The organism is Rhizobium sp. Root1220 (assembly GCF_001426265.1).
In the GTDB taxonomy this organism is placed as follows: Bacteria; Pseudomonadota; Alphaproteobacteria; order Rhizobiales; family Rhizobiaceae; genus Rhizobium.
Genome location: NZ_LMDG01000023.1, coordinates 127,435 through 140,088, shown reverse-complemented (window position 1 = coordinate 140,088; position 12,654 = coordinate 127,435). Strand labels below are relative to the sequence as shown.

13 protein-coding genes are annotated in these 12,654 nt (G+C 57.0%); 2 read left to right on the top strand and 11 right to left on the bottom strand.

Going from position 1 to position 12,654, the window contains the following annotated elements; translation table 11 throughout:
* Positions 1-163: 163 nt before the first annotated feature.
* Together ASC90_RS15040 and ASC90_RS15035 are read right to left on the bottom strand one after the other, a co-directional pair.
* Positions 164-373 carry an AlpA family phage regulatory protein gene (locus tag ASC90_RS15040; protein WP_056541901.1) on the bottom strand — a complete coding sequence of 70 codons (210 nt, stop codon included), beginning with the start codon at positions 371-373 and terminating at the stop codon, positions 164-166.
* Positions 374-609: 236 nt separating this feature from the next.
* Positions 610-1,947, bottom strand: coding sequence for a site-specific integrase (locus ASC90_RS15035; protein ID WP_244480394.1), 1,338 nt, complete (start codon positions 1,945-1,947; stop codon positions 610-612).
* A 380-nt stretch (positions 1,948-2,327) separates the two neighbouring features.
* Here ASC90_RS15035 and ASC90_RS15030 point away from each other — a divergent pair, with 380 nt between their 5' ends.
* Positions 2,328-3,245, top strand: a complete 918-nt coding sequence (locus ASC90_RS15030) for an HD-GYP domain-containing protein (RefSeq protein WP_056541900.1) — start codon at positions 2,328-2,330, stop codon at positions 3,243-3,245.
* Positions 3,246-3,350: 105 nt separating this feature from the next.
* On the opposite strand, the gene ASC90_RS29400 is transcribed toward ASC90_RS15030, so the two are convergent.
* The 8 genes from ASC90_RS29400 to ASC90_RS14995 form a co-directional block, all read right to left on the bottom strand.
* A complete protein-coding gene (locus tag ASC90_RS29400; RefSeq protein ID WP_200950906.1) occupies positions 3,351-3,515 on the bottom strand; it encodes a hypothetical protein in 165 nt (54 codons plus the stop codon).
* A 122-nt stretch (positions 3,516-3,637) separates the two neighbouring features.
* Complete coding sequence (locus tag ASC90_RS15025) at positions 3,638-3,823, bottom strand: hypothetical protein (RefSeq protein ID WP_056541897.1); 186 nt, start codon at positions 3,821-3,823, stop codon at positions 3,638-3,640.
* A 137-nt stretch (positions 3,824-3,960) separates the two neighbouring features.
* On the bottom strand, positions 3,961-4,722 hold the full coding sequence (locus tag ASC90_RS15020) for an ABC transporter ATP-binding protein (protein ID WP_056541894.1): 762 nt from the start codon (positions 4,720-4,722) through the stop codon (positions 3,961-3,963).
* Positions 4,719-5,552 carry an ABC transporter ATP-binding protein gene (locus tag ASC90_RS15015; protein WP_056541892.1) on the bottom strand — a complete coding sequence of 278 codons (834 nt, stop codon included), beginning with the start codon at positions 5,550-5,552 and terminating at the stop codon, positions 4,719-4,721. Before ASC90_RS15015 ends, ASC90_RS15020 begins: the two co-directional genes overlap by 4 nt.
* Positions 5,549-6,484, bottom strand: coding sequence for an ABC transporter permease (locus tag ASC90_RS15010; protein ID WP_056541889.1), 936 nt, complete (start codon positions 6,482-6,484; stop codon positions 5,549-5,551). Before ASC90_RS15010 ends, ASC90_RS15015 begins: the two co-directional genes overlap by 4 nt.
* Positions 6,481-7,548 (bottom strand): ABC transporter permease, encoded by a 1,068-nt coding sequence (locus tag ASC90_RS15005; protein ID WP_200950905.1) that lies wholly within the window; start codon positions 7,546-7,548, stop codon positions 6,481-6,483. The genes ASC90_RS15010 and ASC90_RS15005 overlap by 4 nt, the downstream gene beginning before the upstream one ends.
* An 18-nt stretch (positions 7,549-7,566) precedes the next feature.
* Positions 7,567-9,210, bottom strand: a complete 1,644-nt coding sequence (locus tag ASC90_RS15000) for an ABC transporter substrate-binding protein (RefSeq protein ID WP_056541884.1) — start codon at positions 9,208-9,210, stop codon at positions 7,567-7,569.
* Positions 9,211-9,247: 37 nt separating this feature from the next.
* On the bottom strand, positions 9,248-10,312 hold the full coding sequence (locus ASC90_RS14995; RefSeq protein WP_056541881.1) for a dipeptidase: 1,065 nt from the start codon (positions 10,310-10,312) through the stop codon (positions 9,248-9,250).
* Between the two features lie 304 nt (positions 10,313-10,616).
* Between ASC90_RS14995 and ASC90_RS14990 the strand changes: the two genes are divergently transcribed.
* Positions 10,617-11,126 carry a DUF1993 domain-containing protein gene (locus tag ASC90_RS14990; RefSeq protein WP_056541879.1) on the top strand — a complete coding sequence of 170 codons (510 nt, stop codon included), beginning with the start codon at positions 10,617-10,619 and terminating at the stop codon, positions 11,124-11,126.
* Between the two features lie 6 nt (positions 11,127-11,132).
* Here the strand turns inward: ASC90_RS14990 and ASC90_RS14985 are convergent, their stop codons facing one another.
* Positions 11,133-12,650, bottom strand: coding sequence for an alkaline phosphatase family protein (locus ASC90_RS14985; RefSeq protein ID WP_056541876.1), 1,518 nt, complete (start codon positions 12,648-12,650; stop codon positions 11,133-11,135).
* Between the last annotated feature and the right edge of the window lie 4 nt (positions 12,651-12,654).

The following is a 12,654-nucleotide window of genomic DNA, read 5'->3' as shown; positions in this document are numbered from 1 at the left end:
TGAACCCTAATTTCCCGTGTCCGTATCGACTGTCCCAACTGTCCGATACGGGCTTTTTTTGACTGCGAAGGACGATGACTCCGCGAAGTCATTCTAATTAAGTTGCTGATTTGGTTTGCAAATCTCTCCTAGTCTGCGTCCATCTAATCATGCAGACTAACGATTACGCCACATATCTGCGCTTTGACGCGTCTTCACGCTGCTGCAATAGCCACGCGTAAGCATCATCTCGGAGATAGGCGACGCGGCGCACTCCTATCTTTATCTTGGGCGGAAAGTTTGGATCGCTCTTTTCGAGGCGCTGGCGGGAGGTATCGGAAATATTGAGCATCGCGCAAAGCTGGTCGCGCGTCAGGATCGTGTTCTCGGACATGAGGTTGCCTCGCGGTAATCTTCGTACAGTGGGGGGTGCAGCCATTCGGCTCGCGTCACGTCGTCACCGCTGTCATCCGATCAGGCGGCAACATCTGGTCCCTTGCACCGCTGTCATCCGAGCAGGCGGCAAATTTGGTCCCTCGAACCGCTGTCATCCGATCAGGCGGCAATATCACCGTAAACATGGACAGCTATGGTTAGTCAATAGAAAAAGCCCGCGTAAGCGAGCACAAACTACATGATATCACCAGTTTCTAACATTTTTAATGTAATTGCCAAATAATTTTGCCATTTTCCTTCGTATTGTTTTCTATTTGTAGTCAGATAGTCGCACCATTGCTGCATTAATACTGAGCGCCTTTGAAACGCTTCTCCGCGCCGATAGGCCGCTTCTGTTTTGTTTCCAATTGTGTGCGCAAGAACGCTTTCAGCGATTTCACTTGGATGAATTGTAGTGTCCGTTATCCAGTCCCGTAGTGATGAACGAAAACCGTGCACCGTCCAACCATAGCCTTTCATTCCGCGCAGCACCTCAAGCATTGCCAGATTTGATAGAGGTCGATTCTTTTTCGCGCCGGGGAATACAAAGGGATTTCCCGGATAGCGCGGCTGTTTTCTCAACAAGTCGAGTGCGGCACGCGACAACGGCACCCGATGAATTTTGTTTGCCTTCATTCTTTCAGCAGGGATTTCCCACGTTGCGGATGCAAGATCGATTTCCGACCATTCTGCGTTCAACGCTTCACTTGTCCGCACGCCGGTCAAGATCGTGAACGCTAATGCTCGCGAGCTGAAATCGCGCTTTGCGAGCAATTCTTGGACAAATGGCCCGACATCCTGATACGGCAAAGCCGCGAAATGCGAAGACGACCGACTTTGCGAGGTGAGCCAATGCTCTAGCGCATCGTCCCAACGCGCAGGGTTGGTATGGTTTGCCCATCGTGCTCGAATTTCCCGATTGGCGTTTCCAACTCCCATCGATTTCGCTGCGCTGATGATCTTCTCAATGCGCATTCGAACACGGCTGGCAGTTTCAGGAACTACTTCCCAAAGTTGACCGGCCTTGCCGTTGTTTCGACGCTTATGCGATTGCTGCAATACCCGCAGCACGTCCGCAATTCCTATTTCATGCGGGAGCATCGAGCCAATTAGTGGATAGACGAAGTCCTCAAGGGTGCTGGTCCATTGCTCGGCGTGCTTCGCGTTTTTCCAGCCAGATCGCTGCGTTCTAATGTAGGCTTCGGCCACTTCCTGAAAAGTGTCACCGGTTTTTGCGACGGCTTTGGAGTGCCCGCGTATATTTAAAGGATCAACACCGGATTTCAGTTGTTCGCCGTATTCGATAGCGAGCACTTCCAATGACTTGAGCTCTTTTTCCGATATGGCATCATCGAATGCTTGAACGGTCATGACGCGGCGCTTGCCGTTGATTGTGTAGCGGTAAACCCAACTCGCTCTGCCGTTCTTAGCGAGTGAAAAACACAAGTTGTTTCCGTGCGACCAAATGTTAGGTCGTCCAGCCTTAATTCGGTTACGCAACTCGCGGTTTAAAAGGTCGATTTTGGTTGCCATAGAAGGGGTCCATCGTTGTTAGTTTGCCAAATCCAACTAACCGCTTAGAACCCATCCGCAGATACTTCGAATAGTCGTCGCTAACTAAAAACGATAAATATCAACAGGTTGGCTATTTGGGACTAGTCGCGATTAGTCAACCCATTGGACACCCTCTCCGCCATTTGGCATGCACAGCTCCTTTGAGAGCTTTCTCCGGATTGTGTGGCAGCTTCTACCCATTCTGGCAACAAAGCGCATGGCGGTCAGACCGGCGTGACACTTTGGCGTTTCCGTCAAGTTGATTTCCGACCTTTCCGAATTTCTCGATACACGTAAGAGGTTCATTAGATATCGGCGTGTAAGAAGGATGGATCAGCAGAAGTGAGGGGTCACTTGGCGTGGTTCTACGTATTCCGAAATACTTGCTTCGCAAAGGAATGTATATCGAGTTGGTGGAATGCGCTGACTCGGAGTTCTCCGGGCGGCGTTTCCTGCTTGAAGCGGATTCCGACCTGCGTTCGATCCTCGCTTCCTCGGCGGAAAGCGTCCTTGTCAATCCAACGAAAAGCGAGATCGACTGCGAGTTGCATGCTGGCGCCAAGCCGGACGACGATGCCACCCTGCGCGACGCCGAGGCGCGCACCCGTATCCGACATGCGGTATCTCAAGCAAGCGCGACTTTGCGGACCGGGTTTGACGATATCAAGACAGGCAAATTCGACATCGCTCGATTCGCACCAGTCGCCAGAAGCATCACCGCTTCCGTACTCCTCTCGCCGCACATCCTGGCAGAGGTCACGCGGCTGAAGACCAAAGATGAGGGAACTTATGTTCACTCGCTCGCGGTCAGCGGGCTGATGACGGGGCTAGGCCAGCTGTTGGACCTGGGAAATGAAACTACAAGGGAACTGACCATAGCCGGGCTGCTGCATGATCTCGGCAAGCTGCTGATACCCAACGCCATCCTCAACAAGGGCGGCCAGTTGACCGATGCCGAGCGGCGCATGGTGCGCAGCCATCCCGAACGGGGCTACCTGCTCCTCAAACAGCATCCGGAGGTCTCCGATCTCATTCTCGACATCTGCCGGTTTCACCACGAGGCACTGGACGGAAGCGGTTATCCGCTTGGACTGCGAGGCGATCGGCTGAGTTTACCCGTTCGCATATCCACCGTATGTGACGTATTTGACGCGCTTACGAGTGTACGCCCCTACAAGCGCGCGTGGACCAGCACCGAAGCACTGAAATGGATGTTTGAAAGAGGGCATCTCTTCGACAGGAGACTGGTCCTGCGGCTAGGAAGCCTCCTTAACTGACGAACAGTTGGATGTCTGCTAAACTGCAATGACTGGTCATTTCGAACATCGCGCGACGAAGGATTTCAAGCTTTCCTGCCAGGGTTTGTCAGGAGCGCGCCCAGACTATCCAACCACGCCACAAACCAGCGCGGCGACGAAAACAAACGCCGCAGTGACCAGCGTCGCATGAATCGCGAACTGAAACTTGCCACGCGCAGTGCCCGGCTTGCTGATCTTTGCGGAACCATACTGGTTCGCATGAGCATGCGGGATACCCAAGTTTGCCATGTGTTGCCTCCGACCTCTTCAATCTTCGAGAGATGAAGCTATTTTCCTATTTTCTCTATCTGATTAGTAGAGATGAATTTTCGTTCATCGGCGACACAGTGAAAAATCCGTTCGCCCGATGATTAGCAGAGGGTGCGCCAAGCCCATAGCAACGACCGCTCGACAGCGTTTTCGCGTGACGACTCACGTGCTGCTTCCAGCAGCCGCCTGTCTTTTTCGGCAGGAATGGAGGCTGCGGCTATCGTCTCTCTCTCGGCTTTCTCCGGTGGCTGCAAATATCCCATGGTCATGCCACCGAGAAAAAACATGCCTGATCTCCATGATCACGAAAGTTAACAGTCGTTAACGGGATCATGACAGAAGCAAGGCAACTGTCAATAGTCTAGTTGAATGGTCGTGTTTTAAGGATTTGCTTACCGGGAGCTAAGGGAACAGAGCAGCGGCATCACGCAAGCGCCGGAGATTTGACGAAACCCTTGCTCGCGAGCATCAAATTTCGCGTGTAGTCCTCGTGAACCTCCGAATGGGCCAAAGCAGATGCCGTCAGCCGTTCGACGACGGCGCCGTTGCGCATGACGGCAAGCCGGTCGCACATATGCGTGATCACGCCCAAATCGTGGCTGACCATGATGTAGGTGAGTTTGCGATCACGACGGATCTGCTCGAGAAGGTTCAAGACCTCCGCCTGAACGGAAGCATCCAGCGCCGACGTCGGCTCGTCGAGTAGCAGGATAGTTGGCTCGACGATCAGGGCGCGGGCGATCGCGACGCGCTGGCGCTGGCCGCCCGACAACTGGTGCGGATATCGAAAGCGGAAACCGTTGCCGAGCCCCACTTCGTCGAGCGCCCGGGCGATCCGGTTCTCGGTGTCGCCGATACCGTGGATCGCCAATGGCTCAAGCAACAGGCGATCGATCGTTTGGCGTGGATGCAGGGAGCCGTATGGATCCTGGAACACCATCTGCACCCGCCTGTAGAAAGCCTTGGTGCGCCTGCTACCCTCGAGCGGATCTCCATGGATTCTGATCGTGCCTTGAGAGACTGGCGCCAGTCCGGCAACGGCACGCAGGAGCGTCGACTTCCCCGAGCCCGATTCACCGACAAGACCAAAGGATTCGCCGGTCTCGATATCGACAGTGACATCCTTCAGCGCATAGAAGTGGTCGTAGACCACATTCAGGTTCTGAACGGAAAGCGCCGCGCTCATAGCGCCCACTCCGGTTTGCGGTCGAGGACAGGAAGCGGGTGCCTGCTCTCGCCGATCTGCGGCATACAATTCAAGAGACCTTGTGTGTATGGGTGCTGCGCATTCTTCAATTCGGATGCCTTGAGTTCTTCAACCACCTTGCCCGCGTACATGACGATGACCCGATCACAGAATGACGAAACCAGCCGCAGGTCGTGGGACACGAAGATCAATCCCATCCCTCGGTCGGATACCAACCGATCCATGATCTTCAGAACGTCGAGCTGCACGGTGACGTCGAGCGCCGAGGTCGGTTCGTCGGCGATCAGCAGTTCGGGGCCGGCAATCAACATCATCGCGATCATGGCGCGCTGTCCCATGCCGCCAGATACCTCGTGGGGGTAGAGATCGAAGACCCGTGCGGGGTCGCGGATCTGAACGGCTTCCAGCATTTCGAGCGCACGCTCGCGCGCTTCCGCCTTGCCGATCCTCTCGTGCGCCTGAAGCGTCTCGCATATCTGGCGGCCTATTGTCATGACGGGATCAAGGGAATACTTCGGGTCCTGAAGCACCATGGCGATACGTTTGCCGCGAAGATGACGACGTTGTTTCGGCGATATGGAAAGCAGATCGATGCCGTTGAAGTCGAGCTTGTCCGCGGTGACGACGCCGTGTTTCGAGGTCAATCCCATGATTGCGCGCCCCGTCTGGGATTTGCCCGAGCCGGACTCGCCAACAATCCCCAGGCGCTCCTTGCCAAGCGTGAAGGAAACGCCGCGAACGGCTTCGATCGTCCCGGTGCGCGTGGGATAGCTGACCTTGAGATTCTGAACGGTGAGAAGCGTCGTCATTGGCCGCTCTCCTTCGGGTCAAGCGCATCGCGCAACCCGTCACCGAGCAGATTGAAGCCCAGGCTTACGATCAGGATCGCGAAGCCGGGCATCGCGGCAACCCACCATTGATCAAGGATGAACCGGCGGCCGGACGCGATCATCGCGCCCCACTCGGGCAGAGGCGGTTGCGCGCCCAGGCCAAGGAAGCCGAGGCCGGCGGCCGTCAGGATAATGCCGGCCATATCAAGCGTCACGCGAACGATGAGTGACGATAGGCAAAGCGGCATGACGTGCAGCACGACGATCCTCAACGGCGAGGCACCCATCAGCCTGACGGCCGATATGTAGTCTGAGCGCCGAACCGTCAGCGTCTCTGCGCGGGCGATGCGGGCGTACGGCGGCCACGAGGTGATTGCGATCGCAATGATGGCGTTCTGGATGCCGGGACCGAGCGCCGCCACGAAGGCGAGCGCCAGAACCAGCTTCGGAAAGGCCAGAAAAATATCCGTGATGCGCATCAGAACGGCATCCACCCAGCCGCCGGCATAGCCGGACACCGTCCCGACAATAAGCCCGATCGGCGCCGAGATGACGGCAACAAGAAAGACGACGACCAGGGTAATGCGCGAACCATAGACCAGACGGGAATAGATATCGCGACCCTGATCATCTGTGCCGAGCCAGAAGCCCGGAGTTCCCGGTGGCAGCAGCCGGGAATTCTTGAGGTCGCCGATGACCGGCGAATGGGTCGCGAGCACGTCGGCGAAGGCGGCAACGAGCAACAAGGTGACGATAATCAACAGACCGACAACCGCCAATCGGTTCGCCGTGAACTGGCGCCAGGTGACGTATGCTCGCCCAAGCCGGGCCTGCATTCGCGATTGTGGACGGTCGGAAAGCAGCCAATCACGGCGGCTCAACCGTACTGGTTGGTGGGCGGGGGCCGTCATCGGCTTCGTGTCCTGGGGTCAAGTGTCCGGTAAAGAAGGTCGGACAGCAGATTGATGCCGATGAAGACCGTGCCGATGACGATTGTGCCACCGAGGACGGCATTCATGTCTGCGTTCTGCAGCGAATTGGTGATGTAGAGACCGATGCCCGGCCATGAGAAGACGGTCTCGGTCAGCACGGAACCTTCAAGCAGTCCGGCGTACGACAAGGCGATTACGGTCACGAGAGGGACGGCGGCGTTGCGCAGGGCATGCCCCCAGATTACCCGGGTTTCAGACAATCCCTTGGCACGGGCAGCGACAACGTACTCCTGGCTGAGTTCGTTGAGCATGAAGCTGCGTGTCATGCGGCTGATGTAGGCCAGCGAGAAGTAGCCGAGCAGCGAGGCCGGCAGGATGATGTGGCGGAAGACATCATAGAACACATCCCATTGACCCTGTACCGCACTGTCGATCAGGTAAAAGCCGGTTATCGGCGTGAAGGTATATTCGAAGACGATATCGATACGCCCGGGGAAGGCGACCCAGCGCAATTGCGCATAGAAGATCACCAGCGAGATCAGCGCGAGCCAGAATATCGGCACAGAATATCCGATGAGCCCGATGACGCGGACGACCTGGTCGGCAAAGCTGCCGCGCTTCACCGCCGCCAGCACACCCAGCGGCACGCCGATCACTGAACCGATGATGGTGCCAAGCGTGGCAAGCTCGATGGTTGCAGGAAAGACCCGACGGATGTCGACCATTACCGGATTTGTCGTGAGCACCGACGTCCCGAAGTCACCCGACAGGACGCTCTTCAGGTAAAAATAGAACTGCTGGTAGAGCGGAAGATCGAAACCGAGTTCACGACGGACGCGCTCGACGACATGCGTCGGCGCACGATCGCCGAGAATGGCAAGAACGGGATCGATTGGCACGACACGGCCGATGAAGAAGGTCACAGCCAACAGGCCGAGATAGGTGGTGACGGCGGCGATAAAGAATCGCCCGACCGCCTTCGCAATTGGAAAGGCACGGCCGGGTTTCGGCCGTGCTTCCATCTTTGTTTCGACAATGCTCAACGGATCAATCCTGCCGGATCATTCCTTGCCGATCGGGCCGACGTAGTTGGTGTCGAAGCTCGGACCGAGCTTGAAGTCCTTCAGACCCTTGCGATAACCAGCCACTTCGGTCTGCTGGAAAATGATCACGAAGGGGCTGTTGGCAAGGAACTTCCGCTGAATGTCCTCATACATGGCAGCGCGCTTGGCACTATCGCGCTCAAGCAAGGCAGCCTTCGTTTCCTTGTCGAGCTCGGGGGCCTCCCAGGTATTGCGCCACGCCAGCGTCTTGACCGTGCCTGCATCCGAGTTGTCGGGGTTGGTAGTGAACGTATCGGCGTTCGAGTTCGGGTCGAAGTAGTCGGAACCCCACTGACCGATGTACATATCGTGCGTGCGTGCACGGAACTTCGTCAGGGTCTGCTTTCCGTCGCCGGGGATGATTTCCATCTTGATGCCGGCCTGCGCGAGCGACTGCTGCATCGACTCGGCGATACCGGTTACGGGCTGCGTGTTGCGCACGTCCATCGTTACCGAGAAGCCATCCTTCAAGCCGGCCTTCGCAAGCAGTTCCTTCGCCTTGGCGACATCGAGCTTGTAGGGCTTGTCATTCAGGGCGCCGAGCTGGCCGGCGGGAAGGAAGGTCTGGTGGATATCGCCAATACCTTTGATCAGCGTGGATCCAATCGCATCGTAATCGACCAAATACTTGAAGGCTTCCTGGACTTCCGGCTTCTTCAGGTTTTCGTTCTTGGAGTTGAGACTGACGTAGTAGACCGTACCCTTTGGCGCGCTGGTCGTTGCAAGGTCGGCATTCTTGCCGATCGAATCCAGGTCGCCTGGCTCCAGATTGCGTGCAATGTCGATATCGCCGGCTTCCAGCGCCAGACGCTGCGCCGAGCTTTCCTTCATGAAACGATAGATAATGCGGTTCAGCTTGGACTTGTCACCATAGTAATTGTCGTTGCGTTCCATCACGACAACCTCGTTGGCGCGCCACTCACGCAGCTTGAAGGCGCCCGAGCCTGCATAGCCAGTCTTCAGCCATTCATTGCCGAAATCGTTGTCGTATTTGTAGTCGGCACTGGGAGTAACGGGCTTGACGTGATCCAGAACCAGCTTCTTGTCGACAACCGAAGCAACGGTCGCGGTCAGGCAGTTGAGAACGAAGCTCGGCGCGTAGGGCTTGTCGACTGTGAAGACGAAGGTGCTCTCGTCGGCAGCCTTGGCCTTCTCTGCAACGTTCTCGCCGTTGATACCGAACTGCGTGATGATGAAGGCCGGGCTCTTGTCAAGCTTGACGGCACGCTCGAACGACCATGCGACGTCTTCCGCAGTGATCGGATTACCGGAAGCGAATTTCATACCGGGCTTCAGCTTGAAGGTATAGGTCAGGCCATCGTCCGAAACAGTCCAGCTGTCAGCCAGATCGCCTTTCACCTTGGATGTATCGCTCATGTCGAGACGAACGAGAAGGCTATAGGTGTTGCTGGTGACTTCAGCGGTCGAGAGCTCGAATGCTTCGCCCGGATCCATCGTGATGATGTCGTCAATGGCGAAGCCCTCGACCAGCGTATCCTTGGGCGTTTCTGCAAACGCGGCAGGTGCGGCGATCATCAGAAGAGAAAGCGCAGCGCCTGTGGAAAGCAGGCGAAAATGACGGTTCAAGTTGCTGAGTATCATGGTTTTTTGTTCCCCTGTTTTTAGAATGAAAGTTCTATCAAGCTCCGGCGCACTCTTCCCTCCACGCCAAAGCCAGAATCCGCAACCAGTTCCCGCTGGCCAATTTTTCAAGATCGTCCGCACCATATCCAGCACGTTTAAGCGCGGCAATCAGCTTCTGGTTGCCAGCAGCATCACCGATTTCGTCGGGGATGGTTGCGCCGTCGAAATCCGATCCGAGAGCTACGCAGTCGATACCCATGCGCTCTACGAGATAGTCGATATGGCGAACCATGTCGCTGAGCGGCGTATCGCCTTCGGAGCGACCATCGCTGCGCAGCATTGCGGTCGCATAGTTGACGCCGACCAGGCCACGGCTTTCCTTGATTGCGTCGAGCTGCTTGTCCGTCAGGTTGCGTGCGACCGGCGTCAGCACATGCGCGTTCGAATGGCTAGCGACCAACGGCTGCTCCGTGGTCTTCGCCACGTCCCAGAAACCGCGTTCGGTGATGTGAGCCAGATCGACCAGGATGCCGAGGCGGTTGCATTCCCGGACTAGTGCAAAGCCCGCATCGGTCAGACCCGGCGCCGTGTCCGGGGTCATCGGGAAAGCAAAGGGCACGCCGTAACCAAAGATATTGTGCCGGCTCCATACCGGTCCCAATGACCGCAGACCGGCAGCATAGAAGACTTCGAGTGCAGCCAGGTCGGCACCAATGGCCTCGCAACCCTCCATGTGCATGACGGCCGCAAAAATGCCGTCCGCCATCGACTTCCGGATATCCTTGACTGTGCGGCACAGGCGCCAGGCGCCGGCACGATCCAGCCGGAGCGCGATCGCGGCCATCTCGGTGGCAATATTGAGCGACGGCAGATGTTCGAGCGGAGCGGCGAGGGGCGTAATATAGTGCCCGCCCTTGTCAGGATCGGCAAATACAAGATCACCGGAGGGAATGTAAACGGCGCAGAGACCGCCAGCCAATCCGCCAGCTCTCGCCCGGGGGGCATCGATGTGGCCCAATTCAGTACCGTTTGAAAATTCCGCGATTGGATCGCCACCATCTCGTTCATGCGTCCAAAGTCGGAGAAGAACGTCGTTGTGGCCGTCGAATACGAATTGCATCTGCGTTCCTGTATGCCCGGGCGGGCGATATGACGTGCGCAGAATAGAAAAGCTGACGGATTTCGCTACCCCTTTTCTGAGAATTTTTTCCGAAGTGGACAGAAGGTTGGCGGCGTCGAAAAACAGGACCCAAATGTCCCTCCGATGGACTTCAATGAAGGCATCAGCCTGGTCTGTGACTGCAAAGAGACACACATCCAGCAACGTTCAATGGACGAGCATGTCCCGCTAAAAACCAGGATGCGGCAGACTATATAACCAGCCTGGCAGCGGTGCAGTTCGGCTGCCTTTGATGGAGTAACTGATGTCTATTTCGATGTATCGACTGACAATCCCGATTTTCCAGCGCGGCCTCGACACGCTAAAGAGCTATCTCGACAAGGCCGAAAGCTTTGCAGCGGAGAAGGGCATCGACACCGGCGACCTGGTTGGCGCGAGGCTGTCTCCCGATATGCTGCCACTGTCCGGCCAATACCAGCGGGCCACCGACAGCGCCAAACTCGCTATCGCCCGCCTGACCGGCACGGCTGCGCCAAAATTTGAAGACAACGAGACCACAATTGCCGAACTGCGTGATCGGATCGGCAAGACTGAAGCCTACCTCGCAACGATTGCACCTGATGCTCTTGAAGGCACCGAGACCAGCGAGGTGGTCATTTCACCCGGTGGGAACAAAGTCACGTTCCGTGGAGACGAGTACCTTGCGAGCTTCGCGCTCCCGAATTTCTATTTCCACGTTGCGACGGCACACGCAATTCTGCGCAGCCGGGGCGTTCCTGTTGGCAAAATGGACTATCTCGGCCGCTTCAGCTGATTGATGTCAGGGCCGGCGCGAGACCGGCCCTCTTTCCGTTAATTCGGTGTAGGCAAGCGTCTGGTCAAGATGGCGCGCTCGCAATGAAAGCAGCTTCTCGGCATAGGCAAGTCGGATAGACAGATAGGCGGGGTCCGATGCAAGGTTGGTCAGCTCCATCGGATCGTTTTCGAGATCGAAAAGCAGGCACGGCAGCGCGGCAAAATGAACGTATTTGTAGCGGGCATCGCGAATGACAGCGAGGTTGCATTCGCTTGAGCGCAGCCCGAAGTGATTTTCCGCATCCTGACCGGCAATATCGCGGAAGTCGAACTCCCAGAAAGCCGCGTCGCGCCAGCTCGGCGCGCTTCCCTGTTCGATGAACGGCATGAGCGATTGGCCATCCAGACCATTCGTCGGCTCAACGGCCAATCGATCGTTGAGTGTCGGAAAGATGTCTGCCGCCGAAGTGAACTCACGAACGACGCCTCGGATCGAGGACCGAGGATCACGAATGACCAGCGGAACGTGGTAGCTGCCGTCGAAAAAGCCGCCCTTGCCAAGTGTCCAGTGGTCGCCCGCCATTTCAGCATGGTCGGATGTGAAGATAACCAGGGTATTGTTCCAGGCTCCGGACTCTTTCAATGCGTTCCAGATTCGCCCCAGTTGGGCGTCCACTTCCACGATCATTCCAAAGTATATTGCCCGGATCGCGTCGATGTCGCTCGCCGTCCAATCGCCCACGGGACCGGAGGCGCCATAGACAAAGCTTCCCTTGTCCATTCTTGGCATGGCATACGACAAATACGGGTGCGCCACCGCTTCGTATTCTCGGCTTTCGGCCCGTGCAAAACGAGGCCCCTCGTCGGGTCGAAACATTTCGCCATAGGGGGCAGGCGCGGAAAATGGCGGGTGCGGGCGCAGAAATGAAACATGCGCAAACCACGGGGCATCCTGTTCGCCCAGCCACCGAATGAATTCTCCGGCGAGAAAGGCCGTTTGCGTCTCGTCCTTGGAATAGACTGTCGGCGCACTGGATATTTCACCCGGCCGAGCGCCGGCGGGAACATGAATGCTCCGGCTTTTTGCATCGACATGTCCACGGGAGCGCAGCCAGGACAACCATTGCTTCTCGTGTTCGGGAAGCAGCTGCCGCGAAGTGAAGCCGGGCAACAAGCCCTCGTAAGTCGTCAGATGTGGATCGTTCGCGCTGATGCCGCGTGGGTCCGGCGCGGTGTCGGTGTAGCCGAACAGCGTTGGCTCATAGCCAGCGCGCCTTGCCGCCAGCGCCAGATTGTCAAAGCGGGCGTCCAGCGGCGTGCCGTTGCGGCAGACGCGGTGGTTCATCTGGTAGAGACCGGTGTAGAGGGTCGCCCTTGCCGGCGAACACGGAGCCGCACCGGCATAATGGCGTGCAAACAGCACGCCATCCGAGGCCAGCGCGTCGAAGTTGGGCGTTTTCACGCAAGGGTGCCCGACCGCCGACAGGCAATCACCTCGCCATTGATCTGCAGTGACGAGGAGAATATTGGGCCGGTCGGTCATTGGT

Coding starts and splice junctions, on each gene's coding strand:
- ASC90_RS15040 (WP_056541901.1), bottom strand. CDS start 373: ATGTCCGAGAACACGATCCTGACGCGCGACCAGCTTTGCGCGATGCTC.
- ASC90_RS15035 (WP_244480394.1), bottom strand. CDS start 1,947: ATGGCAACCAAAATCGACCTTTTAAACCGCGAGTTGCGTAACCGAATT.
- ASC90_RS29400 (WP_200950906.1), bottom strand. CDS start 3,515: ATGGCAAACTTGGGTATCCCGCATGCTCATGCGAACCAGTATGGTTCC.
- ASC90_RS15025 (WP_056541897.1), bottom strand. CDS start 3,823: ATGTTTTTTCTCGGTGGCATGACCATGGGATATTTGCAGCCACCGGAG.
- ASC90_RS15020 (WP_056541894.1), bottom strand. CDS start 4,722: ATGAGCGCGGCGCTTTCCGTTCAGAACCTGAATGTGGTCTACGACCAC.
- ASC90_RS15015 (WP_056541892.1), bottom strand. CDS start 5,552: ATGACGACGCTTCTCACCGTTCAGAATCTCAAGGTCAGCTATCCCACG.
- ASC90_RS15010 (WP_056541889.1), bottom strand. CDS start 6,484: ATGACGGCCCCCGCCCACCAACCAGTACGGTTGAGCCGCCGTGATTGG.
- ASC90_RS15000 (WP_056541884.1), bottom strand. CDS start 9,210: ATGATACTCAGCAACTTGAACCGTCATTTTCGCCTGCTTTCCACAGGC.
- ASC90_RS14995 (WP_056541881.1), bottom strand. CDS start 10,312: ATGCAATTCGTATTCGACGGCCACAACGACGTTCTTCTCCGACTTTGG.
- ASC90_RS14990 (WP_056541879.1), top strand. CDS start 10,617: ATGTCTATTTCGATGTATCGACTGACAATCCCGATTTTCCAGCGCGGC.
- ASC90_RS14985 (WP_056541876.1), bottom strand. CDS start 12,650: ATGACCGACCGGCCCAATATTCTCCTCGTCACTGCAGATCAATGGCGA.